Source organism: Mycobacterium sp. (genome assembly GCF_002863225.1).
Classification (GTDB): domain Bacteria; phylum Actinomycetota; class Actinomycetes; order Mycobacteriales; family Mycobacteriaceae; genus Mycobacterium.
Window position 1 is genome coordinate 71,025 of record NZ_PKEK01000039.1, and the last position, 23,788, is coordinate 94,812.

Genomic DNA, 23,788 nt, shown 5'->3' on the forward strand with positions numbered 1-23,788 from the left:
GTGTGGGATGGCTTCGGATAAATCGCGGCGCAACAAGGCTGTGGCCGCGGTGGTGAGCAACGTGCGGCGCGCATCCAAACCGGTCCGTCGGCACAGCCGCGACGTCATTGACACCGCGGTGGCGCAACTGTTCGAAGCTATGGCTGCCCCGTCCGTCGATGCGGACGGAAGCGGCGGTGAATACCGGATGGAGGAATTGGCGCGCCTGGCCGGCACGACGACCCGCAACATTCGTCTATACCGTGACCGGGGTCTGCTGGACGCTCCACCCAGGGTCGGGCGGCTGGCCATTTACAACGACAGTCATTTGAGTCGGCTTCGACTGATCAGTGGTCTTTTGCGGCGCGGCTACACCATCGCGAACGTGCGCGAGCTGCTCAGCGCCTATAAGGACGGCAAAAGCCTGGCGGACCTTCTGGGTTTGCCCGAGCCCGCGTCGGCTACCGCCGCGTGGGCACCCGACCATCCGCACAGCATGCCTCTGACAGTGGCCCAGGACTTGATCGCCGATCCGCCGGCCTTCGAACGACTCACTGCACTGGGCATCATCCAGGTCGACGGGTCCACCGCCACGCTGATGCGCCCTCAACTGATCGAAACGTTCAACGAAATCCGCACTCACGGAGTTACTTTGGACACCCTTCTCGACATCCACGAACAAACGCTGCCCCACATCCAGAGCATCAGCGACGTGTTGGTGCACGCCGGTGTGGAGTACGCCGCGAATGTGCTTGCTCCCGAACAGCTCCCGTCTAGTGACTCCGAATTTGCCGAACTGGTAGCAGCATTGGTTGCCTTTGCCCCTCTGGCGGTCTCGTCGATCACCGGTACCCTGGCCACTTCGATGCAGGGAGTAGCCCAGAAGCTCGTGGCAAGCATGCTGGCGGACTTCGTTCAGCGGTCGCCGCATCACCCAGGCGAACCGCACCTGCCGGCGGCGCCCGACGCACCTTCCCCGCGCCGGTGAGCCGTAACGATCATTGGCACACGCGGTCCCTGTCGTAGGCTTCGATGATCGCCGGTGGGATTTTGCCTCGGGCCGGCACGGCATGATGGTTCGCTTTGGCCCACAGTCGGACCCGATGCATGTCATGGCGAGTTCGACCGGGACGGCGTTTCATTACTTTCTTGTTGGGCACTTCGACGATGCGGCTCTTGGCAATCCAGGGAGCCATTTTCACACGAAGGTCTCTGTCGTCGACGAGATCAATCTCGTATTGCCTGCCGTCCAAAGCGAAGCGCGTTGTGGTGGCCCCTGGTTCGCCGCTGAGGTCGTCGATCAGCTCGACGGCTACTTTCTTGGCCATGTAAGCCTCCCCGGGACGACGGGTAGTAGCAGTGCGGTGCTGCATCGCACGCGCTCACCGGTCATCGACCTTCTCGGCCCCGCTTCAGCGCTCACAGGCTCTCCAGCCCTGCGCTGTCGACGAACCTCAACTGCCCGCTGTCACAGAGCACTGCCCAGCGCCGCGCGCTGATGACCACATCGCCGACAACGACGTCGACGTAAGGCAGCACGCCGAAATCGTCGACGATTTCCCCGGTTTGCGTGGAGTCGGCGCGTAGGCGGACCCGGCAACCGACCGTGAACGCAGGATCGCCGGTGGTGTCGTCATTCATCGTTGCCGGACTCACGTCGGGGTGGGCGCCGGCCGCCACCACGGGGGAGGCGATCGACAAGCCTGCCCAGGCGAAGGACAGTGCCGTCCAATGGGTCGACGATCTCAGTGAGCCGCTGCAGGGTTGGGACGATCTTGGCGACGGCTTCGATTTCGACACCGAGCCGCTCAGCATTGGTGTCTATACCCGCCGCGCTCTTGCTCAGTTCTGCCAGGTTGTCGGCAATGAATTGAGCCGAACGGCGAAGCGCAGCAACGTCATCGAGGGCTGCGTTCAGCCTCAGCGGTAGCCGCGCGACAGCGAGCAGCCCAGAAGTCGGAGCCGCGGTCATTCGGTAGGCACCCAGCCCGAGTGCCGAAGCTCGATCGATGAGGTCATCGACCAGAGGAGTGATGACGCTGAACGGCCTGCTCATCGGGCCCAACGCTCGCACCGCGCCATCACGGGTGCCCGAATCCAACGACGCCGGGGCAGAGGGCGTGCTGCCTTTCAACACCGCGTCGCCAAACGGATCTCGGCAAACCGGTCGGAAGTGGTGACGGCGGAGGCTCGAGCCTGACGGCCACGGCACAGGTCTTTCCGAACGCCCTGTCGGGCACGAGAAGTTGGCGAGAACGAGGAGTTCGATAAGCGGTGGACCGAGTTGTCCAAGTAGCGCCGGCCTACCTTCAGTGCGCCGGCGAACACCGGTGCCAGGCCCAGCGGCCAGACCCCCGCTTCGCGGGAAGGCGCCGCTACCGCCGTGTCGGTCGCTGGCATGACCACCCCCTGAAATAGCCGTGGATAAACTTCCTGACACCACGAATCCGACCAATGTCATTGTAGTCAATATTCAATGTTGCCATTTGTCAATGGCACTAATGAGGCGGTTTTGGTCTGCGATGCTGTCGAGCGTCGACGGGAAAATCGGTGAGCGGCCGATCCCGGGCTAACCCGGCCGAGATGGTTCACTCGGTGACGAAGTCAGACGTTCGGTGCCCGGCCGACCGCCTTTGGCATCTTGTACTCGCGATCGTGAGCGGCAGGTCGCGGCGAGCGCATCGCCATGGGCGATGACGTCATTCGTCCTCGGCCGACGAGCAAAGCACCGCCAGCGCCTCGGCGCTCGGTGAGCCGGGTTCGGCGTGATACACGACCAATTCCTGGCCAGGACTGGACCGCACATCGAAGGTCTGCATTGTCAAGGTCATTTCTCCCACGACGGGATGCCGAAAAGTCTTCTTCTGCAGCGATTTTCGTCGCGCGTCATTGCGGCCCCACAACCTTGCGAAAGCGGGACTGGCCTCGAGCAATTCGTCGCGGACAGTACAGAGCCGCACGTCATCAGGTGCCAACCCGAAACCGTGTCGGAAGCTGGCCACCGCGTCCTCTGCGACAACTGACCAGTTGCGGTAGAAGGTCTGGGCGTCGGGCTCGGTGAAGATGACGTGCATCAGGTTCTTGGAGTGCGTCCACTTCAAGAACATGGCATCGGCGATCTTGTTGCTGGCGAGCACGTCGAAGGCCCTGTTGTAGACGAACGCGGGATTGAGCGGCCACATGTCGAGCAGGTCGAGCAACGCCGGGTCAACGCGTGTGCTGACGCTGCCGCGTTCCTGAGGGCTCAGCCCTGCCAGCCGGAACAAATGCTCACGGGCGCCATCCCCAAGCTGCAGGATGGCGGCCAAGGCGTCGACGACCTGAGGCGAGGGGCGCCGTTCGCGTCCCTGCTCGAGCCGCGTGTAGTAGTCAGCACTCATCCCGGCGAGCAGCGCCACTTCTTCGCGCCGGAGTCCAGCGACCCGGCGAAAACCGTCGCTGGGAAGTCCCACATCGACCGGCGACACTTCGGCGCGGCGTGCTCGCAAGTACTCTCCGAGGCCATCGCTGCCCATGATCGGCAGTGTAGGTGTCCCGGCTAACGGCGGCTGCTCACGATCGCCGAAGTCCCGGCGCAAACCGCCCACCGCGACCCGTCAGCAACGCTGCCTAGGTGTACTGCACCCATTGTGCTTGCTCGGCAACTGAATAGTCTCCAAATGCTTGACGACATGACCTTCGGAAAGGACTGATCGATCATGAGGCGGACCGCACTGGGTGGTCTTGACGTGTCAGCTCAGGGACTGGGCTGCATGGGTATGAGCGAGTACTACGGCGCGTCCGACTGGGACACGAGCATCGCGACCATCCGGCACGCCATCGACGTCGGAGTGACTCTGTTCGACACCGCCGACCAGTACGGCTCCGGTCACAACGAAGTGCTGGTCGGCCGAGCGATCGTAGGTCAGCGCGACGATGTCCAGATCGCGACGAAGTTCGGCATCGACCGCAGCGGTGGGGACGAGAACCGGGTCCACAGAGGCGATCCGCCGTACGTGAAGCGGTCCTGCGATGCATCCCTTCTGCGGTTGGGCGTCGACCACATCGACCTCTACTACCTGCATCGCCCCCCGGACAATGCCGAGATCGAGGACACCGTGGGGGCGATGGCCGAATTGGTGGATGCAGGCAAAGTCCGATACCTAGGGCTCAGCGAGGTCGGCACCGATGTGTTGCGCCGCGCCCACAACGTGCATCCCATTGCTGCGGTGCAGAGCGAATATTCCTTGTGGACAAGAGAAGTCGAAGACGTCACCCCGGTGATGGCCGAGCTCGGCATCGGCCTAGTGCCTTACGCCCCGTTGGGCCGGGGGTTTCTAACCGGGTCGGTGAAAGCCGAAAATCTGGACCCTGGTGACTTCCGCGCTCGCAATCCACGGTTCACCGGTGACGCCAGCCAGCAGAACCAAGTCATCGCCGACACCGTCCGCGCCACCGCCGAGCGTCTCGGTGTGCTGCCGGCACAGGTGGCGTTGGCCTGGGTGTACGCCCAGGCCGACCGGCTCGGCGTTCCGGTGGTGCCGATCCCCGGAACACGCCACGCCAGCCGGCTCGACGAGAACATTGCTTCACTGGACGTCGAGCTGGACGCCGCGACTCTGGCGCAACTACAACCCCTCAGCGATCAAGTGCAGGGCGGACGGTACGCCGATCACGGCGTGCGTTGACTACACCGTCCGCGACGACACATTGGCGTGAGGATCATTCGGGCTGCGGGAGGCGTTCCAGTCAGTGAGCAAAAACGCTGACGCGGGGAGGAAAACCATGGATATCAGCGGGAACACAATCTTCATTCCGGGGTCGACCAGCGGCATCGGGCTTGCATTGGCGCTTGCGTTGCAGGACAAGGGCAACACCGTCATCGTGGGCGGGCGACGCACCGCGTTGCTCGACCACATAGCCGCTCAGCATCCCGGTATCGACACCGTCCAGATCGATACCACTGATCCGGCCAGCATCTCCGCCGCTGCCGCGTCAGTGTTGGCCAAGCATCCCGACCTCAACGTCGTTATCGCCATGGCGGGGGTTATGCGGGTGGAGGACTGGCATCATCCTGACGGCTTCCTCGAGTCGGCCGAAGCGGTGATCACCACCAACCTCCTGGGGCCGATTCGCTTGATCGCGGCATTCATCGACCACCTCCAAAAGCAACCGGCGGCCACCATCATCACTGTGTCGTCCGGACTGGCGTTCACGCCGCTGAAGATCACTCCTAGCTACAACGCCTCTAAGGCCGCCATCCACCTGCTCACGGAGTCACTGCGTCTGCAGCTCGCCGACACCGCCGTAACGCTGAAGGAACTGGTACCCCCATCGGTGGCCACGGATTTGCTTCCCGGACAACGGGAAAGCTCCTTCGCGATGCCTTTGGAGGAGTTCATCGCCGAGGTCGTCCAGATCTTGGAGAGCGACTCAGACGGCAAGGAGATCCAGGTTGAGCGGGTCAAGTTCCTGCGCTACGCCGAGGTGCGTGGTGACTACGACGACGTTGTGCGCACCCTCAACGAGGCTGACCCTAACGTCGGTTCTTGACGCGTCGTGGCCTCAACCGTTGTCCCGCCAGGCTACGACCTCTTTGAGATGCGCGAGGTCGTAACCGTTGTCGGAGGTGAGCTCGGTCTGGAACAGCGTGACGCCTGTCTCGCGGAAGGCATCGGCATCCGGGCCGTTCGTCCAGAGTGTCGAACGTTCGATGTCGGCACCGTTGCGGCCGTAGGTCGCCGCCAACTCGTCGACCCGGTCACTGGACCGGCGGAACGCGTCGAGATCCTGGAACGCATGCCAGATGTCGGCGTGCTTGGCAACGGCGGGCAACGAGCGCTTGGGCCCCGTGCCACCGATCAGGATCGGGAGCTTGCGCACGGGCGGCGGGATCAGTGCGGCAAGCCGGTTCTCGATGCGGATCAGGCTCTCGTCGAACAGGTCGAAGCGTGAGCCAAAGGTGCCGAAGTCGTAACCGTATGTGGTGTAGTCCTTTTCGTACCAGCCGGCGCCGAGGCCGAGGATGAGGCGGCCGCCGCTGATGTGGTCGACGGTGCGCGCCATGTCGGCGAGCAGGTCGGGGTTGCGATAACCGACGCCGGTGACGAGCAACCCGATTTCAGCGTGTGAGGTGATCTCGCCCCACGACGCGAGCGCTGTCCAGCCCTCGAAGTTGGCGACGTCTGGCTGCTCGTCTTTCAAAACGGGTTTGCCATCGACGATGCCCTTCATAGCCGGGCGGTGGAAATGGTCGTAACCGAAGATGACGTCGACACCGAGATCGTCGGCGGCCAGTACGGCGTCGCGCCACGTGCGGTAGTCGGGTGTGCCTCCTGGCTGGATCTGAACGGCGACGCGGACGGGACGAGTCATGCATGCTCCTGAGTCAGGTGAGGGCGACGCTTGAGCCAAGTTCATCGGGTACGGGTTTATTCCGGGTCGGCGAATCGATGTCATGAGAGGGCACGAGAAACTGGTGGCCGATGCCACGACGCGCAGCACGCCCGTTTAGCACGGGGTATCCCCTGGGGATGCACTCAGTTCGCATCGGATCAGGCACACCGCTCCTACTCGTCCACGGCATCTCCAACCTGCACAACTGGGACCTCGTCGTCCCTGACCTGGCCCGCGAGCGCACGGTGATCGCCATCGACCTCCCCGGCTTCGGCCAGAGCCCACCACTGGCCGGTGAGGTCTCCGTCGCCACCCTTACCGATGCCGTCGAGAATTTCATCGACGAGCAGGATCTCGGCGGCGTCGACGTGGTCGGTAGTTCGATGGGCGCTCGCATCGTGCTCGACTTGGCCCGCCGCGGTCATTCCGGTGACGTAGTCGCGCTCGATCCGGGGGGATTCTGGTCCGACCGGCAGGTCAAAATCTTCGGCGCCACCGTGGGCCCGTCGATCGCCTTGGTCAAGCGCATTCAACCGCTCCTGCCCGCCCTGACCAAGAGCGCCGTCGGGCGGACCGCGCTGCTGCTGCAGTTCTCCGCCAAACCGTGGCGGCTACCCGCGGATCTGGTGCTGGGAGAACTGCGCAACTTCAACAGCTCTCCGAGCCTGGATGCCGCGGTGCACGCGCTGGTGCACGGCCCCAAACAGCAAGGCGCACCGGCAGGTTCGCTGCAGGGGCGGGTCACGATCGGCTGGGGTCGCAACGACCGGGTGACCCTGCCGAGCGAAGCCGACACCGCGATGCAAGCCTTTCCCGACGCCACCCTGCATTGGTTCGCCGACTGTGGCCACTTCCCCCACTGGGACCAACCCGAGGAGACGGTGCAGCTGATCCTGGAAGCCACCGGTTAATTCGCGATTCTGTCTGAGCTCGTGACACCCATGGCTCGAGCGGACTGCGGTTGGTCCGTACGTCGACGCCGGGCGGCGCGGTGCCAGGTAGCGTCGTTGTCAATGGCTGATCAGACCCTGCGGACACGAGCTGTCAGACACTTGCGAGCGCGGCGGCTGCTCGTGGTGTCCGCGATCGTGGCGCTGCTGTTCGGGGTGCCGTGGTGGACGCTGCTGTTCGCGGGGAATCGTTGGCCCACAGCCGTACTCGTGAACGGGACGCTGGCGTTCGTCGCCGCAGTGGTCGCGCTGCTGATGACGATGGTGTGGGGGCACGGGCGCAGGCACCGGGACGGGACGGCCATAGCGGGCGACGTCTTGCTGGGTGCGGTCTGGGTGCTTTTCGTCTGGTCGGTGTTGTCTCTGGTGCTTCGGCTGGCTCTGCTGGTGTCCGGTGTCGAGGACCCGGAAAGATCGCGAATCGTCGCAGCCGCGGTCGTCGTCGTGGTGGCTGTGCTACTCGTGTGGGGCCATTTCGAAGCGATGCGGGTGCCGCGCGTCAGGCACGTCGACGTGACGATTCCGCGGCTCGGCCCGGGGCTGGACGGACTGCGGGTGGCGATCATCACCGATACGCACTATGGCCCGCTCGACCGCGCCGGCTGGTCCGCGGCGATGGTTGAACGGGTCAACGAACTCGACGCCGACGTGGTGTGCCACCTCGGTGATATCGCCGACGGCACAGCCGATGTGCGGGAGGCGCAGGCCGCACCGCTCGCCCGTGTGCGCGCGGCGCATGCCCGGCTGTACGTCACCGGCAACCACGAGTACTTCAGTGAGGCCGAGGGCTGGCTGAATTTCATGCAGGGCATCGGCTGGGAGACGCTGCGCAACCGGCACCTCGTAATCAACCGTGGCGACGACGCGCTCGTGATTGCCGGCGTCGACGACATCACCGCGCAGGGATCGGGCCTCGAGGGGCACGGCGCCGACGTCGGCACGGCGCTCGCGGGGGCAGACCCGACGCTGCCGGTGTTGCTCCTCGCTCACCAGCCCAAGCTCGTCAGGCATGCGGCCGCGGCGGGTGTCGATCTGCAACTCTCGGGACACACGCACGGCGGGCAGATCTGGCCGTTCAATTTCCTCGTCCGGCTCGACCAGCCCGTGGTGCACGGGTTGAGCCGGCATGGTGAGCGCACACAGCTCTATACGAGCAGGGGCAGCGGCTTCTGGGGACCGCCCTTCCGGGTATTCGCGCCCAGCGAGCTCACCCTGCTGACGTTGCGCAGCGTCTAGCCGCTGCGCAACGAATAGCGGCGAAAAGCATTGCGCTGCAGGCACAACAGGTCGGGTTCCAGCGAATACCTCCCAGGACGATCGGCGGAGCTAAGCCTGGTCTGGCCTTGAAGGTGCGTAGTCCCAGGAGATTGTTCTGACGGGTGTCATGCGGATGTAGGTGGAGCCCGGTCTGGGTGCGGTGGGCCATTCGGGCTCGGGCACGCCCCGTTTCCGGGCGCCTTCCCTCGCAAGCTGAAGTGTTTCGCTTGGTTCGCGAACGATGCGGGCGTGACCTTGGAGCAGCACCCCCCGGATGTCTTCCATGCTGGAGCCGTCTTCGAGCATCACGCTCACGTTCGGATTGCTTTCGACGTTGGCAACTTTGCGTGTCCCATCGCGTACACCCATGATGATGTCGCGGCCGAGGCGAAAGTATCCAAGGGGTACGGTGTGCGGGAATCCGTCTGTGTCGATGGTGCTGAACATGGCCCAGGATGGGCGGCTATCGAGATACGCCTCAATTTCTTCGTCACTGAATTTTCGTGGCATGAGACGAGGTTAACAAGACCGAAATCGGCGCTGGGCGTTACGGTTCGACGACAAAAACTCAGGCCCTCCCGGCGCGCGCCCGTCACAGCCGAGTCCTACGTAATTAGGGGTGTGCTGCTTGCTGGGATTGCATGAAATCCACCACGGCTGCTGCGACGTGATCCGGATGTTCTTCGTGAACAAGGAGTTTCGCGTTAGCGATGACGGACAGTTGCGCAGTCGGGCCGAACTGTTCGGTCATGTCGCGAGCCAGATGGACAGGGAAGAACGGGTCATCAGCACCCCAGATCAAACGAACCGGCGCAGATATTCGGGCGTGTGTGGTCTGGAAGTCGTCCACGATGCGCCAGTCAAAGCCCAGCAGATAGCGGCGAAAACCCTCGCGACGTGTTCGGTGCTGAAGTATCGGGTCTGTGACGCAACGAAAGAAGTCGTCGTCGAGGCGGTCGCGGTCTGAGAACACCTGACCGAACATCGCACGCGACCTCAGGGCTCGACGCGACCGAAAGACAGGCCTCATGAGCTCAGTCGAGCCGGGAATGCGGGCCAACGCTGAATACTGCGGTATCAGTGGCGGCCGGTGTCCCGGTATTTCGGTGTTGAGGAGAATCAGCCGCTCCACGCGTTCAGGGTCAATCAGGGCCAGCAGCCGCGCGAGCGTCGCGCCGCTGTCATGACCCACCACCGTGTACGACTGAACGCCGATCGCGTCGACGAACTGGCGGACGGTGTGTGCCTGGGCTTGGAAGTGAAAATTGTAATTTCTGTGCCACTCCGTGTCACCGGAGCCCGGTGTGTCGAGGGCGTAGCAGGTGAAATGGCGTTGTAGATGGGGCACGAGATGCCGGTACGTCAGGCTCGAAAACGGAAAGCCGTGCAGCAACAACAAAACCGGTCCCCCACCGAACTTTCGGTAAGCGATTCGCGCGCGGCCGACCTCGGCGAATTGCAGCGGCTGGGCCAGAAAGTCTGCTGTATTGGTATTCATCGGCGGAGACCTGTCCTTCAAGTTGCGCAGTTTCGCGGGGCGCGATCACAGGTCGGTGTCAACGACTCGTTTCACATCCGCACATCCGAAAATGCCGACAACCAGCTGCCATTCCCACCCTCGGCACTGCCAAGCACTGCCACTAGCGAGTCGAACCCCCCGCCGCGGCTCGACCCATTAACTTGCGCGGCCATCAGTCCCAGCACGGGATACAGCCCCGTCGAGCGTTATTGCGCCAAGTGCTCAGTGTGATGGCGCAGAAGCAGACGGAGCTGGCGGTGGACGTCGTCGAGGGGAGCAAGGGACTTCTCGGCCTGCGCCATGACCACGGCGCCCTCGACAGCCGCCAGGACGGTGTTGGCCAAAGCATGCGCGGTGCTTTTGGGGAACCCGTGATCGCGCAGGGACCTGCTGATCGCATCCCGCCACCGGATGAAGGTTTCGCCGGCGATGTCGGCGATCTCGGGTTCGGACGATCGGGCGAGGCCGGCGGCGGCAATGGGGCAGCCCGCAGCGAAATCGCTTTCTGCGACTACTTTCTTCCATCCGGCGATGAAGGCGTCCAACGATTTCTGCGGAGTGGGTTGCTGCAGAGCGGTCGCGATCTGCTGATCGAGGAAGTTGCCCGCCACACGTGTTGCTTCCTGCACCAGTTCGGTTTTGCCGTTGGGAAAGTTGAGGTAGATCGACCGGCGCGCGACGTGACTGCGTTCAAGGATCGCGGTGATCCCGGTTCCGGCGACGCCGTGCCGACGCATGAGGTCAATAGTGCTGAGGACCAACTTGTCTCGGACTTTCACACCCAGATCCTCCGCACTCGGCCAATCCCGGCGCAGCGTCGGGCAGTTGCAAGTATACCGATCGATATACTACGTTTGCGGCCAGCCAGTAGATCGATCGGTATAGCGACTCGTGATGGGCCGCCGGGGAGGAGCCTGATAGATGAGCAAGCAATGGGACGCGATCGTGATCGGGTCTGGACTCGGTGGCCTGTCGACGGCCGCGTACCTGGCGGCCGCGGGTCGCAAGACCTTGCTGCTGGAGCGCTACACGACCCTCGGCGGCTCATCGCACGTCTTCGGCCGGCGCGGTCAGTGGGAGTTCGACTGCGGTGTGCACTACGTCAGCCACTGCGGACCCGACGGCATCGTCACCGCGATGATGCGCGGTATCGGGATCGACGACCGGATCACCTGGCTGCCGATGGATCAAAGCGGCTTCGACCGCATCATCGCTCCCGGTTTCGAACTGGCCACCCCGGTGGGCTGGGACGCCTACGAGGCCAATTTGATCGACGCTTTCCCCGGCGAGCGCAAGTCGGTGCGCCGTTTTCACGGGTTGATGCGCCGGATCGGGGAGGCCCACGACCGCAACGACATGGTCACCGCCGGTGGGATGGCCCGCTGGGCAGCTCGGGCGGGTCGGGCAGCGGCGTTCATGGGATTGCCCTACGGCGCGACGCTGGCCGCACTCGGGATTCCTCCGCGCATGGCCTACGCGTTGTCGGTGCAGTCCGGTGCGGTGGCGTGTAGTCCCACTGTGCTGCCGACCGCGGCGATGGCGGCGTTCTTCCAGGACTACGTCGGCACCGGGTCCTACTACCCCAAGGGCGGGGGACAGATCCTGGCTGCCGGGTTCGCCGCGGTGATCACCGCCCATGGTGGGGAGATCCGCACCCACAGCGAGGTCTCCAAAATCCTGCTCGGCAACGGTCGTGTCCAGGGTGTCCGGTTGGCCGACGGCGAAGTGCTCTCCTCGGCGACGGTGGTATCCGATGCCGACATCATCAAGACTTACACCGATCTGGTTGGCTTGGAACAGCTTCCGCGGCTGTTCCGGCGTCGCGTCGCCGGGTGGAAGATGTCGCAGCCGTTGATCAACGGATTCTTCGGAGTGGAGATCGACCTCGCGGACCGACCCAACAGCAACTACTTCGCGATCCCGGACTGGGGGCCGGCGGAGTCGTACCGGAGCATGGCGGCATTCGGTCGAGACACCCTCAACGGCAACGGGTTCGGCGACGGATCTGACTGGGCGCGCGACACGGCGCACAGCCAACCGATGTTCGTCCAGTCCTCCTCACGGCGGGACCCGGGCAATCACCGCGCCGCACCACAAGGGCACGCCACCATCGAGGTGCAAACTGTCACACCGTGGGACCCACGGTTGTGGGGGTTCGACGGGTACAACGTCGCCAATGGCGACTACAGCCAGGACTCCGGCTACCAGGAGGTCAAGAAGATCATCATCGACGGAATGCTCGATCGGATGGAACAGGCATTCCCGGGATCATCGCCGAGGGTGAAACTGACCGAACTCGGAACACCGGCGACACAAACGAGATTCGTCAACAACACCGCCGGCGCACCCTTCGGGCTCCAACTGCGACTTTCCCAGACCGGCCCGATGCGCCCCAGGGACACCACTCCAATCCCAGGCCTGTACACCGTCGGCACCAGCACCGCTTGGGGACCCGGCACGGTGGGCTCCATGCTCAGCGGTGTCAACGCCGCGGGCAGCATCCTTGGACGCGATCTCGTGCCCTTCATCCGCAGCGGCGGCCAACTCGCCGACTCCTCAGCCCTGCCCACCTGGGAGGACGACTTCGACCCCTTCACCACAACCCGGGCGCTACACCACTGAACCGCTACGGTCGCAGCTGCTTATTCGAACTCGCGCGCCGGCGCCCCTAGAACTCCTGCGTCTCTTGATGTCTCGATGTCAGTCGACGGACCCTACGATCGCCCGGGCTGCACGCTCTGCGATGAGCATGACTGGCGCGTTGGTGTTGCCGGAGATGATGGTGGGCATGGCCGATGCATCGACTACTCGCAGGCCGGCGACGCGGTACACGCGGCAGTCGGTGTCGAGGACAGTGCCGGCTGACTGCGGCAGCCCGCGGGCGTCAAAGGCCCCCATGGTGCAGGTGCCGACCGGGTGGAAGATGGTGGTCCCTAGCTCGCCGGCTGCTGTCTGCAGCTCGTCGTCACTCGTCAGTTCCGGGCCGGGAAGCAACTCCTGCGGATCGTAGCGAGCCAGAGCCGGCGCTGCCATGATCTGCCGGGTCATCCGAAGGCCCTTCACGGCGATCTCGCGGTCGGCGTCGGTCGACAGGTAATTGCAGAGAATCTTCGGGTTGGTCAGTGGATCTGCGTTGGCCATGCGCACATGACCACGAGAGGTGGGTCGCAGATTGCAGACCGAGGGTGTGATCGCTCCGAACGGGTGCAAGGGTTCGCCGAACTTCGGCAGAGACAAGGGCTGCACATGCCATTCCAAATCAGCACTTGCCAGCGCGGGGTCGCTCTTGGCGAAAGCCCCGAGGGTGGACGGCGGCATGGTCATGGGCCCGGATCGCGACAGCAGGTACTGAAGTCCCATGCCCACACGACTGATCCAATTCCGGTACAGCGTGTTGACGGTCGGGGCGCCCCGGACCCGGTAGATCGTTCGAATCTGTAAGTGATCCTGGAGATTTTCGCCCACTCCTGGCAGGTCGACGACGACCGGAACGTCATGCGCGGCAAGCAGATCAGCCGGTCCTAGACCCGAGACCTGCATCAAATGCGGCGAGCCAACGGCTCCGGCGCTCAAGATCACCTCGCGGCGGGCTCGAACCTCGAAAATGCGACCGTCTTTGAGCAATCGCAGACCGGTGGCGCGTTGCTGCGCCGTGGTCCAGGCACCGCGACGCTGATCGTCGTGGACCTGACCGTCCATCAGGAGCCGCAAGGCCTTTGTCTGTGTGTAGACGGTGAGATTGGGTCGGTGGGCGACGGGATGCAGAAAGGCATCGGCCATCGACCAGCGACGGCCACGCCGCTGGTTGACGTGAAAGTACGCACTGCCGGCGTTGACGCCCCGGTTGAACTCATCGATCGGGGCGATGCCCAGTTGGGCCGCTGCGGATTGCCAGGCGTCCAGGATCTTCCAGCTCACGCGAGGGCGCTCGACGCGGATCTCACCGCCGACACCGTGCCATTCGTCGGCGCCGCCGAAATAGTCTTCTAACTCTTTGTAGATGGCCAGCGTCTCACCCGGGCTGTCCGAGCCACCCCACCGCCATCGCTCGTCACCGGTGGCTTGCGCCCACAGGTCGTAGTCGCTGGCCTGTCCGCGCATGTGGATCATCGCGTTGATCGACGAGCTGCCGCCGATCACCCGGCCTCGCGCGTAGTGAATACTGCGGCCGGCCAGGCCGGGATCGGCCTCGGTCGCAAAGCACCAATCGGTGCGGGGGTTGGCGATCGTGTACAGATAGCCCACCGGCACCTTGATCCAAAACCAATTGTCTTTGCCGCCGGCCTCAATCAGGAGCACACGGCGATCGGGGTTGGCGCTGAGCCGATTGGCGAGCAGACAGCCGGCACTGCCTGCGCCCACGATGACGAAGTCGAATTCGGCGACCGGGCTCATTCCGGTGTCAGCCCTCTAGGCGTCAAATCCGTGTCCTTGTGTGCGATGACCTCGTGCAGTTGCGGTAAGCGAACCCGCCGGCCGTCTACGTCGCAGGCGTGACGTCGCTGCCGGATCCCTTGACCGACGCCTTGGCGCGCTTCTCGGCCCGCACAGCCTTCTTGCCCCGCACGAACCCGGTCGCCGAGACCGCGGCTGCCAGTAGCGCATCTTCACCGTTGACGAAGGGATGGAAGCCGACTCCGGCGCCGCCGCGGCCCTTCACCGGGATATCGGCGACTTCGGTTACTTTCCAACCCTTTTCGGAGATCGACAAGATGGCTTCGCCGTTCTCACAGCTAAGTGGCAATGCGGCGATCACCTCGTCACCGTCGGCCGCCAGCTTCACGCCTGCGACCCCGTTCCCCGCCGCACCTTGGGGATTCACCGCGGCAGGGTCGATGCGCAGCACCTTCCCGCGCCGCGTGACCAGCGCCAGGTGGTGGCCGTCGGCCAGGACCCCTGAACGCACGAGCCCGGTGATGTCCGGTGCCACCGGGATGTCGCGGATCTTGTAGGGAAGGCCGCTGCCGTTGGTGAACTTGACTCGTCCGTCGGTCCACACCGCCCAGCCCAGACCGGAGGTCAGCAGATCGCCGTGGCTGTCGGAGAACACCCCGCGGTCGTCGAGTCGCCACGCGGCGTTGACCTTCCGCTCGCGCGGCCCGTCTTCGTCGACGCCGGACGACACCGGTGTGGCCTCGAGATCCAGCACGGTGCGGCGGTCGAATTCCGCTCCCTTGAACAGCTTTGCCGTCTCCACCAGTTCCTGATCGATCACCACTCGACGCGCGTCGGGGTTCGACACCAGCTCGGTCAGCTCGAGGAATTCTGCGTCCAGCTTCTCCGCCTCGGCCTGTAACTCGATGACGTCGAGCTTGGTCAACCGTCGCAGCTGCAACCCGAGAACGTAGTCGGCTTGTTCGGTGTCGATCGAGAACCGATCCTGCAGCCCCTGGCGGGCGTCGTCGACGGTGTCGGAGCCACGAATCACCGCCACCGCGGCGTCGATGTCGAGGTGGATGGTCATCAGGCCGGCCACCAGATGGCGCCGCGCAGTGACCTTCTCCAGTCGATATTCGCTGCGGCGCAGCACCACCGAGTCGCGTAGGTGCAGGAAAGCGCCGATCAGCTCGCGCACCGTCCACCATCGCGGCACCCGGTCTTCGTCGAGAGCAACCAGGCTGGCGGCGAACGTCGATTCCAGCGGAGTGAGGGCCAGCAGTTGGTCGCGGATCTGCTCGGCGCTGTGCCCGCGTTTGGCGGTGACCACGATGCGCAGTCCGTTGCGGCGGTCGGTCAGATCGGACATGTCGGCCACGCCGGACATTTCGCCCGATTCGACCAGGGCCCGGATCCGTTCTTGCACAGTGTTACTCGCCACGCCGGGCGGCAGCTCGGTGACGATGACGTTCTTCCCGTCCACCGACACCGTGCCCCGGACCGTGAGTTGTCCCCGGCCGGTCGTGATGTACTCCCGCAACCCGGCCGTGCCGACCACGCTGGCGCCGCAACCCCAGTCGGGGCCGGGGATCAGCTTCATCAACCTGTCGTCGGTCATGTTCGGGGTCTTCAGCAGGGCGCGACAGGCCGCCATGATCTCGCGCGGATTGTGCGCGGGAACCTTGGTGGCCCAGCCTTCGGCGATGCCGACGGCGCCGTTGCAGAGCAGTACCGGCCATTGCGCGGGCAACATCGTCGGCTCGATCCACTCGCCGTCGAACGTCGAGACCATCGGGACGGCATGGTCGTTGAGTTCAGCGGTCAGCGCCGCGCCGGGTGCCGACAACCGCATCTCGGTGTAGCGGTCGGCGGCGGGAATGTCGCCCTGGATGCGCGGGAAAGCGCCTTGTCCGTCAATGACTTTCACGCGCTGAAAATCCGCCGCCATCAGGGCCGCCGCCCCGTACATCGATGCGCCGCCGTGCGGGTGCAGGTTGCCGGTGACCGCCGAGCAGACCTTCGAGGACTTCTGCGGCTTGTTTCCGGGCAGCAGCCGGGAGTCGTGCATCTGGTACAGCAGGCGACGCTGCCCCGGCTTGAGTCCGTCGAAGGCGGACGGGATGGCACGATCGCTGACGCTGTAGAGCGCGAAGGTGAGCTGGTAGTGGTTCCAGTAATCGTCGGCGCTCTGGTCGAGCACCAAGTCGGGGTTCTGTTCGATGATGGCGGTCACGTCGTACTCCTAGTCGAGGTCGAGAGCGGCGGTGTCGACGCGGGAGGCGACATCGGCCATCCACGTGCGCCTGCCCTCCGGCGGCCCACCGAACAGGGTGTGGTGCAGCTTCGGGTCGCCGTCGTCCAGATGTACTCGAATGACGGTGCGGCGCTGGGGATCCAGCACGGTGTTCCAGAAGTCGTCGGCGTCCATCTCGCCGAGACCCTTGTTGCGCTGCACCTCGACCTTGCGCTTGGAGGTGGCCTTCATCTGGGCCACGGCGGCATCGCGTTCGGATTCGTCCTGGCAGTAGATCCGCTGCTGGCCGTCCTTGACCACGAACAGCGGCGGCAGGGTCACGTAGACCATCCCGGCTTTGACGAGCGGCCGGTAGAAGTCCAGGAACATCGAGATGAGGCTCGAGTTGATGTTGCCACCGTCGGGGTCAGCGTCGGAGGCGAACAGGATCCGGTCGTACCGGCACGACTCCGGGTCGCAGTTGTCGCGCACCCCGCAGCCCAGGATGCGTTCGATCGAGTCGAACTCGTCCTTGACTCGCGCCTTGCTCACGGTGAACCCGTAAACGTTGGGCGGCTTGCCTTTCAGCGGGAAGGCGGCCTGGAAGGTGGCGTCGCGCGCCGCCTTGATGGTGCCCAATGCCGAATCGCCCTCGCACAGGAACAATTCAGCGCCCGACCCGCGTCCAGATTCCCGGCTGGGCAGCAACTTCGGCGGCAACGACAGGTTCGTCCCGAGACCCTTGGCCTTCGACGCGGCCCGGGACCGGGCCTTGGCACCTTCGGCGCTGCGCCGCGCACGGGCCGACTCCAAGGCCAGCCTCGTCCACAGCGAGACCGCGTCTGCATTGCCGGGATTGGCCGCCCAGATGGTCACGCTGCGCGCCACGTCCGGGGCCATCGCCACGTTCAGTGAGCGCGACGACACCGCGGTCTTGGCTTGAGAGTCCCAGGACACGTCGGGTGCTCGGGTGTCCACGGCGAGCGCGGTCACTGCCGCGAAATCCTGCGCCTCCGGGCCGTCTTCGCCCTTGGCCAGGCCGAGATCGCGGATACGGGAAGCACGATCGGCCAGCGCTTCGGACAAACCTTTCACCGCAGCGGTCAGATGCGATCCGCCGCCCGGAGTGCGAACGGTATTGCAGAATGCGGCGACGGTGGCCGGTTCGGCGGGGCCCGCCGTCAGGGACCAGCGGAACGGGGTCGGGCCGCGGCCGGTCGTGTAGTCGCCGCGGCCCTCCACCACCGCGCGCACACCGGGCACGGGCGTGCCGGCGGCGACGCACATGAGGTCCAGCAGGGTCTCGCTGCCCCACGGTCCGTTGAACGGTTCGAGCAGTTCGGGCCGGACGGTGTCGCCGGGCCAGTCTTCGTCGACGACGGTCAGGTGCACACCCGGGGACATCCGCGCCGCGGCATGGGCTCGCAGCAGCACCTCGTTGATGTCGACGGTCGAATCCGGCACCACGGTCGCGTCGAACAGGATGCGCACCGTGGTGCCGTGGGCATCGGGTTTGCGATTGCCGGAGCCGCGCAACTTCTGGGTGTCAGCGCGGGTGAAGGGGGCGTCCGGGTCGAAGTCCTTGCCCTCGAACTCTCCTGGGTAGCCGCCGCCGAAGCTCTGCAGGTAGGTCTTGCCGCCCCGCCGTACCGTCACGTCAGTTCGGGCAGAGATGAAAACCGCTGCGGCGGCGCCGATTCCGTTCAGACCGGCACCCGTGCTGGTCGCGTCGACGTGCGCGGAGAACTTGCCGCCGGCGCGTGCGGTGCCCAGCGTCTTGACGATGCCGTTCTTCCCGTTCACCGGATCGGAGTCGATGGGCAGGCCACGGCCGTCGTCGGCGACGCTGACCGAGCCGTCGGCGTGCAGAGTGATGGTCACGGTCGAGCCGCCGTGGCTCGGATCGGCGACCTCTTCGATGGCGTTGTCGACGATCTCGCGTAGCGCGGTGTTGAGCACGTCCAGACCGAGGTTCACCGCCGGCCGCAGGCGTGTGTGCTGGACATCGTCGAGTTCGGTGATGTCGGCGGCGGTGTAACTCACTGCGCGTCGCTCTCCTTTGGGGCCAAGTAGGGGCGGACCGACCGCACGGACTCCCACCGGCGATTTACTCTGCGAATAGTGGGGTTTCGGAGAAATGGTAGACGCTTGGCCCGACATCTCTAAGTAGCCGCGACGGTGACTTTTCCCACGGCTAAATCTGGCGGCCTCCAGTGTTGCTGGGCGGATTCGACGTGCGCCGGCTGCCGGTCCCGGAGCTGCGTCATCGTGGCCGACAGTTAGTCCGGAGGCGCGTTGAATCTGTTGCTGGCCGACGGCGCCCACGTCGACAAGCTGGCCATGGCATTCTGTGTTCGCTCCAAGTTGACTTGCCACTCGCTGAGGTGCTGCGCGGCGGCAGGCCAGCTGATACAACCGCACCGCGATACGCCGACAGAAGTGGACACCGCTATGGACGACGCCCCGACGCTTGCGCAGTTTCCTGCGCATTCCTACGACAAGTTGCGCTACGCCGACACCGATCGACAAGGACACGTCAACAACTCGGTGTTCTCGACGGCGTTGGAAACCGGTCGGGTCGAACTGCTCCACGCGCCCGATACGGGCATCCTCGAAGAGGGCAAATCCTTTGTCATCGCCCATCTCGAGCTGGACTTCCGTGGCGAGTTGACCTGGCCCGGTCAGGTTGCGATCGGGACAAAGGTCGATTCAGTCGGCCGAAGCTCGATCACCCTGGCGCAGGCCCTTTTTCAGCGAGACCAGTGTGTGGCACTGGCCCGCACGGTCATCGTGCAAGTCGACGACGACACCCACCGCGCGACGCCCCTGAGCGCGACCGCTGCTAAGCGGCTCGCGGATCTCCAATCGAAATGACAACAGCGTCACCGCAACAGTATTCGCTGTTGCGGTGTGCTTTAGATGTCGGGGTGCAGGTCGCGCACACTGCTGACTGACTCCAGCAGCGACGCCAGGTGCAATACGGTCGACTCGGCGTGCCACTGCGCCGCCAACTGGATCCCGATCGGCAGACCGTCGCTGCTGGTACCGAAACGCATTGTCAGAGCAGGTAATCCGGTGATATTGAACGGCACGGTGTAGGCCATCACGTGAGCACTGGCATCGACGGTCTGACCGTCGACGACGAACTCGGTGGTTCCATGCGGCGGCGCTGGGAACGGGGTGACGGGCAGCAACAGGGCGTCGTAGTCAGCGAAGTACGCGGCCAGTCCATCGCGGAGACGCTCGTAACCCTGTTCAGCGTCGACATATGCCTCGATGGAGGTGTCCGGCGTGGCCAGCAGGCCCTTGGAAATCTTGAACATCTGGTCCGCGTGCCCGGCGGTGACAGTCGCGAACTCGGGTTTTACCTCCATGACCAGCTGCCGGAAGAACACGTCGAGTGGGTTGTCACGTTCGAAGGCGGGGATGTTCACGGGTTCTACGATCGCGCCGAGTTCGGTGAGCGCTTCAGCTGCCGCGCGAACGGTGGCGGCCACCTCGGGCTCGATGGGCCCGAGACCCGAGTCGACGAGCCAGCCGACCCGGAGTGGTTGCGCCGGAGCAGGACCGACACCACGGTCGTACGTCGGCTTGGTGACCGAAAAGCCGTCGAGACCGTCCGGCCCAGCCAGGAGCGGGTACGTCAACGCGAGGTCGCGGATCGTGCGTGCCATCGGACCCACGTGCCAGTCCCGTCGCGGTGCCCGCGGCCAGACTCCGGTCATGGGAATACGGCCGTGGGTGGGCTTGAGGGACACGATGCCGGTATGTGCCGCGGGCCCGCGGACCGAGATGGCGAGGTCGGTACCGAGACCGAAAGGACTGAGACCCGCTGCGATGACGGCAGATTCGCCACCGCTTGAACCTCCGGGTGTGCGATCGAGATTCCAGGGATTGTTCGATCTCCCGGTCAGAAGATTGTCGCTTTCTGTCGAGTAGGAGAACTCGGGAAGGTTTGTCTTGGCGATGAGAATGCCGCCGGCACGTCTGATCCGCGCCACACTGGTCGCATCGGCAACGGGGCTGCGTCCCTTGAAGATTGGTGAGCCCCGCTGAGTCATGACGTCTGCGGTGTCAATCGAGTCCTTCACAGTGAACGGGACGCCGTGGAGGGGTCCGATCGCGGCTCCTGCTGCGAGGGCTTCGTCCGCGGAGGCCGCGGCGTCGAGTGCGCCGTCGGCCCACGTGACGATGGCGTTGAGTTTCGGGTTGATCGCGTCGATTCGGTCGAGATGGGCCTGCACGACCTCCACGGAGGTGACTTCGCGGTTGCGGATCAACTCGGCCAGTTTCGTCGCGTCCGAGTAGGTGAGGTCGGCGTCCATTGTCCTATTCTCTCGAAGAGGGCCGGCTCTGCAGGGGTGATGCGCGATCAGGTGCCACGGTGATCAGTAATCACCACGATCGAGATACTTCAGCGCGGCACGCATCGCCGCGTACGGTTCGCGGGTGGGGACGAGCGTCGACAGCATTCCGGCCCGAAAACTCCAGCTAGCTCCGGCGACATTGCGGCAAGCGCTACCGATCGCGCTGACCGCCGGACTGGGCTACGGGTTCGACTCCTACGCCGTAAACATCTACGGCCTGGTACTGCCCGAGATCAAGAAGACGCTGCACATCGATGAGGCCCATGCCGGATACATCGGTTCGATCTTCCTGCTCGGCTACACCATCGGCACCGTCGGCTTCGGCGTGGCCGCCGACCGATGGGGACGGAAGAACACGCTCGGGGCGTCGATCCTGCTCTACGGGATCACGACGTCGCTGGCCGGGCTCACCACCAACCCGGCCGCATTCACCGGTCTGCGTTTCCTGACCGGCGTCGGCGGTGCCGGCGAACTCGCCGTCGGTGCGCCGTATACGGCGGAGGTATGGCCGGCGAAGACCCGTGCCATCGGTGTCGGCGGCGTCATCTTCTCGCTGTTCTCACTCGGCTACGTGCTCGCCGCTGGTGTCGCGCTGATATTGGTGCCACGCTTCGGCTGGCAGTCGGCTTTCCTGGTCGCGATAGTGCCGGCCGTGCTGTTGTTCGTCGTCCGGCGAGGTATCAGCGAGTCGCACCGTTACGTTGCGGTGCGGGCCAGCACTGAGACCCGGCCGCGGCTGTGGCACTTGCCCGGTGTGCGCCGACGGTTGGTAGCAGGCTGGCTCATCTACACCGCCAACGCCGTCGGTTACTGGGGCATGACGGTGTTCCTGACTACGACCATCGTCAGGCGATTTCACGCCACACCAATCGATGCGATCCGCTACGCACTGGTGTTCTTTCTGCTGCAAGCGGTGTTCGCCTTTCTCGGCACCGCACTGGCCGACTGGATAGGTCGACGCCCCTCGGCAATCGTCGCCGCGTTACTCGAGATCGTCTCGACGGTTTTTGCGGCCACCTCTGACTCGCTTGCTCATTACCAAATCTCTGGCGCCGTCGCGATAGCCACGCTCGGTTGGCTCTGGGGTGTCGGCGACACCTACATCTCCGAACTATTCCCAACAGTGCTGCGCGGCACCGGCTTCGGAATCGCTGTCGGTGGTGGACGCGTCGCGTCCATCGCGGCGCCGAGCGTCGTCGGCTGGGCCATCATGCATTACGGCCTGCAGGTGCCCTACCTGGCGCTGGGCGGCCTGTGGGTCCTGACAATCGTCGGATACCTGCTCGGACCGGAGACCAAAGGCAAAGAACTCGAAGCCCTCACCGACGAGGCGCTGCTCGCCGACCCGGACTAGGGCCAGTCCACTTGAGACTTGTTCCCCAGCAACAGAATTGGGATCGCGGAACTCGCGAATCAGCGTCGATCAACGCCGTCGTCGGGGTAGGAGCCGAGACGCGACGGCATGCGATGCGGCCGCGGCGAGTGCGGGCAGCCCCGCATAGGTGCGCGGATCAAGCAGCGCCGGCCTGGTGTGACGACTGGTGGGCCGGTCGTTCTTGGCGAGCCGCTGGGCAAGCCACCACAGGCTCATCGGAACCGCGAACGGATACAACAGCAGGTGCTCGGCCAGCGGATCGCGGTGGTAGCTCACTGCGGCTCCACCCTCGGTGTAGGTCTCGACGAGGGCATCCACATCGGCGACGTCGACGATCTTGTCGTGTACGCCCTGGATCAGGAGCACGGGCATGCTCGGCGTTTCCTGCCCGAGACGGGTCACCTCGAAGACATGCCGCAGTTCGGGCAGCGCGAACAATTCCTCGAAGCTCACGTCGACGTAGTCGGCGATGTCGAAATTACGGAAGCGCCGGATCGCCCCTCCGGTCGACATCCCCTCGATCTCCTGCAGCAGGGCCTTGCCATCCTCGGTCGCGTGTTCGTCGACGACCTTCCTCGCCTCGGGGAATATGTGCACCAGCGACGCGATCATCAAGGCCGCGAGACCCGCCCAGGGCGACGCATTCAGCCGTCGCGCAACGCTTTCGGGATCCACCACCGGCGAACCCATCACGGCCCCCACGATCGTCAGCTCGGGCGCGTACTTTGCGGCGGCTTCAGCGGCCCATCCGCTGGCCAGGCCGCCACCGCTATATCCCCACACCGCCATCGACGTGTCGGGCGACAGGCCCAACTCGGGGTAGCTGACCGCAGCCCGTAAACCGTCGAGAACGCGAAAGCCGGCTTCGTAGGGCGCGCCCCACAGGCCTTTGAGGCCTTCGTGATCCGGGATGCTGACAGCCCACCCCTGAGACAGGGCTGCGTTGACGAAAAGGAACTCGGCCTGCACCGACGCCCCGACCAACTGGGCGCCCAGTCGCAGGGCATAGGACGGAAAACACCGCGCCGCAACCGCGTCGATCGCGCACTGGTAGGACAACAACGGACAGGTTGCGGGGTCCGCCCCGCGTGGAACCACCACGGTGGTCACTGCTGCCTCGGGGTGGCCGTGCGAGTCGGTACTGCGGAACATCAGTTGCCACGCCGCGCCCTGCCGAAAACGGCCGAAGAACGACACCTGCACCCGTCGTGACCGCAAAACAGTCCCGGGAGCGACGTCGTCGAGTTCGGTAGGGCTGTTATAGAACGGGTCGCGATCAGGCGTGGGAATGCCCGCGGGCTTGCGGTTCGAGGGCTTCTTGTCCGTCATGTTGTCCCCCAAAGCTATCGCCCCCAG

At 64.7% G+C, this 23,788-nt stretch carries 21 protein-coding genes; 9 read left to right on the forward strand and 12 right to left on the reverse strand.

Going from position 1 to position 23,788, the window contains the following annotated elements; genetic code table 11:
- The first annotated feature begins 7 nt into the window (after nucleotides 1-7).
- On the forward strand, nucleotides 8-967 hold the full coding sequence (locus tag CYU59_RS09400; RefSeq protein WP_292988511.1) for a MerR family transcriptional regulator: 960 nt from the start codon (nucleotides 8-10) through the stop codon (nucleotides 965-967).
- 10 nt (nucleotides 968-977) lie between these two features.
- Here CYU59_RS09400 and CYU59_RS09405 read toward each other — a convergent pair whose 3' ends face one another.
- Nucleotides 978-1,307 carry an Lsr2 family protein gene (locus CYU59_RS09405; RefSeq protein WP_292988513.1) on the reverse strand — a complete coding sequence of 110 codons (330 nt, stop codon included), beginning with the start codon at nucleotides 1,305-1,307 and terminating at the stop codon, nucleotides 978-980.
- A gap of 91 nt (nucleotides 1,308-1,398) precedes the next feature.
- A complete protein-coding gene (locus CYU59_RS09410; RefSeq protein WP_292988515.1) occupies nucleotides 1,399-1,620 on the reverse strand; it encodes a hypothetical protein in 222 nt (73 codons plus the stop codon).
- Between CYU59_RS09410 and CYU59_RS09415 the strand changes: the two genes are divergently transcribed.
- Entirely contained in the window at nucleotides 1,607-1,909 is a 303-nt protein-coding gene (locus tag CYU59_RS09415) for a hypothetical protein (RefSeq protein ID WP_292988517.1), read from the forward strand. The genes CYU59_RS09410 and CYU59_RS09415 overlap by 14 nt on opposite strands.
- Before the next feature lie 769 nt (nucleotides 1,910-2,678).
- On the opposite strand, the gene CYU59_RS09420 is transcribed toward CYU59_RS09415, so the two are convergent.
- Nucleotides 2,679-3,494, reverse strand: a complete 816-nt coding sequence (locus CYU59_RS09420; protein WP_292988519.1) for a helix-turn-helix transcriptional regulator — start codon at nucleotides 3,492-3,494, stop codon at nucleotides 2,679-2,681.
- A gap of 183 nt (nucleotides 3,495-3,677) precedes the next feature.
- Between CYU59_RS09420 and CYU59_RS09425 the strand changes: the two genes are divergently transcribed.
- Nucleotides 3,678-4,646, forward strand: coding sequence for an aldo/keto reductase (locus CYU59_RS09425; RefSeq protein ID WP_292988521.1), 969 nt, complete (start codon nucleotides 3,678-3,680; stop codon nucleotides 4,644-4,646).
- A 97-nt stretch (nucleotides 4,647-4,743) separates the two neighbouring features.
- Nucleotides 4,744-5,511, forward strand: coding sequence for an SDR family NAD(P)-dependent oxidoreductase (locus tag CYU59_RS09430; RefSeq protein ID WP_292988523.1), 768 nt, complete (start codon nucleotides 4,744-4,746; stop codon nucleotides 5,509-5,511).
- Nucleotides 5,512-5,523: 12 nt separating this feature from the next.
- On the opposite strand, the gene CYU59_RS09435 is transcribed toward CYU59_RS09430, so the two are convergent.
- A complete protein-coding gene (locus tag CYU59_RS09435) occupies nucleotides 5,524-6,333 on the reverse strand; it encodes an LLM class F420-dependent oxidoreductase (protein ID WP_292988525.1) in 810 nt (269 codons plus the stop codon).
- Nucleotides 6,334-6,491: 158 nt separating this feature from the next.
- Here CYU59_RS09435 and CYU59_RS09440 point away from each other — a divergent pair, with 158 nt between their 5' ends.
- Together CYU59_RS09440 and CYU59_RS09445 are read left to right on the forward strand one after the other, a co-directional pair.
- The gene (locus CYU59_RS09440) at nucleotides 6,492-7,265 is read left to right on the forward strand and encodes an alpha/beta fold hydrolase (RefSeq protein WP_292988527.1); all 774 of its coding nucleotides are present in this window, start codon (nucleotides 6,492-6,494) and stop codon (nucleotides 7,263-7,265) included.
- A 102-nt stretch (nucleotides 7,266-7,367) separates the two neighbouring features.
- Complete coding sequence (locus tag CYU59_RS09445; protein WP_292988529.1) at nucleotides 7,368-8,540, forward strand: metallophosphoesterase; 1,173 nt, start codon at nucleotides 7,368-7,370, stop codon at nucleotides 8,538-8,540.
- A gap of 90 nt (nucleotides 8,541-8,630) precedes the next feature.
- On the opposite strand, the gene CYU59_RS09450 is transcribed toward CYU59_RS09445, so the two are convergent.
- From CYU59_RS09450 to CYU59_RS09460, 3 genes are all read right to left on the reverse strand, one after another.
- Nucleotides 8,631-9,071: a pyridoxamine 5'-phosphate oxidase family protein gene (locus tag CYU59_RS09450; RefSeq protein WP_292988531.1), complete on the reverse strand. Its 441-nt coding sequence runs from the start codon at nucleotides 9,069-9,071 to the stop codon at nucleotides 8,631-8,633.
- A 103-nt stretch (nucleotides 9,072-9,174) separates the two neighbouring features.
- Nucleotides 9,175-10,059, reverse strand: a complete 885-nt coding sequence (locus CYU59_RS09455) for an alpha/beta hydrolase (RefSeq protein WP_292988533.1) — start codon at nucleotides 10,057-10,059, stop codon at nucleotides 9,175-9,177.
- Between the two features lie 227 nt (nucleotides 10,060-10,286).
- Nucleotides 10,287-10,859: a TetR/AcrR family transcriptional regulator gene (locus CYU59_RS09460; RefSeq protein WP_292988535.1), complete on the reverse strand. Its 573-nt coding sequence runs from the start codon at nucleotides 10,857-10,859 to the stop codon at nucleotides 10,287-10,289.
- 142 nt (nucleotides 10,860-11,001) lie between these two features.
- On the opposite strand from CYU59_RS09460, the gene CYU59_RS09465 reads away from it, so the two are divergent.
- A complete protein-coding gene (locus CYU59_RS09465; RefSeq protein ID WP_292988537.1) occupies nucleotides 11,002-12,702 on the forward strand; it encodes an NAD(P)/FAD-dependent oxidoreductase in 1,701 nt (566 codons plus the stop codon).
- Between the two features lie 78 nt (nucleotides 12,703-12,780).
- Here CYU59_RS09465 and CYU59_RS09470 read toward each other — a convergent pair whose 3' ends face one another.
- The 3 genes from CYU59_RS09470 to CYU59_RS09480 form a co-directional block, all read right to left on the reverse strand.
- On the reverse strand, nucleotides 12,781-14,475 hold the full coding sequence (locus CYU59_RS09470) for a GMC family oxidoreductase N-terminal domain-containing protein (protein ID WP_292988539.1): 1,695 nt from the start codon (nucleotides 14,473-14,475) through the stop codon (nucleotides 12,781-12,783).
- Nucleotides 14,476-14,560: 85 nt separating this feature from the next.
- The gene (locus CYU59_RS09475) at nucleotides 14,561-16,690 is read right to left on the reverse strand and encodes a DNA gyrase subunit A (protein ID WP_292988541.1); all 2,130 of its coding nucleotides are present in this window, start codon (nucleotides 16,688-16,690) and stop codon (nucleotides 14,561-14,563) included.
- A gap of 9 nt (nucleotides 16,691-16,699) precedes the next feature.
- Nucleotides 16,700-18,733, reverse strand: coding sequence for a toprim domain-containing protein (locus tag CYU59_RS09480; protein WP_292988543.1), 2,034 nt, complete (start codon nucleotides 18,731-18,733; stop codon nucleotides 16,700-16,702).
- A gap of 408 nt (nucleotides 18,734-19,141) precedes the next feature.
- On the opposite strand from CYU59_RS09480, the gene CYU59_RS09485 reads away from it, so the two are divergent.
- Complete coding sequence (locus CYU59_RS09485; RefSeq protein WP_292988545.1) at nucleotides 19,142-19,564, forward strand: thioesterase family protein; 423 nt, start codon at nucleotides 19,142-19,144, stop codon at nucleotides 19,562-19,564.
- A 41-nt stretch (nucleotides 19,565-19,605) separates the two neighbouring features.
- Here CYU59_RS09485 and CYU59_RS09490 read toward each other — a convergent pair whose 3' ends face one another.
- Entirely contained in the window at nucleotides 19,606-21,015 is a 1,410-nt protein-coding gene (locus CYU59_RS09490; RefSeq protein ID WP_292988547.1) for an amidase, read from the reverse strand.
- A gap of 124 nt (nucleotides 21,016-21,139) precedes the next feature.
- Here CYU59_RS09490 and CYU59_RS09495 point away from each other — a divergent pair, with 124 nt between their 5' ends.
- Complete coding sequence (locus CYU59_RS09495; protein WP_292988549.1) at nucleotides 21,140-22,411, forward strand: MFS transporter; 1,272 nt, start codon at nucleotides 21,140-21,142, stop codon at nucleotides 22,409-22,411.
- A 69-nt stretch (nucleotides 22,412-22,480) separates the two neighbouring features.
- On the opposite strand, the gene CYU59_RS09500 is transcribed toward CYU59_RS09495, so the two are convergent.
- Complete coding sequence (locus tag CYU59_RS09500) at nucleotides 22,481-23,761, reverse strand: lipase family protein (protein WP_292988551.1); 1,281 nt, start codon at nucleotides 23,759-23,761, stop codon at nucleotides 22,481-22,483.
- Between the last annotated feature and the right edge of the window lie 27 nt (nucleotides 23,762-23,788).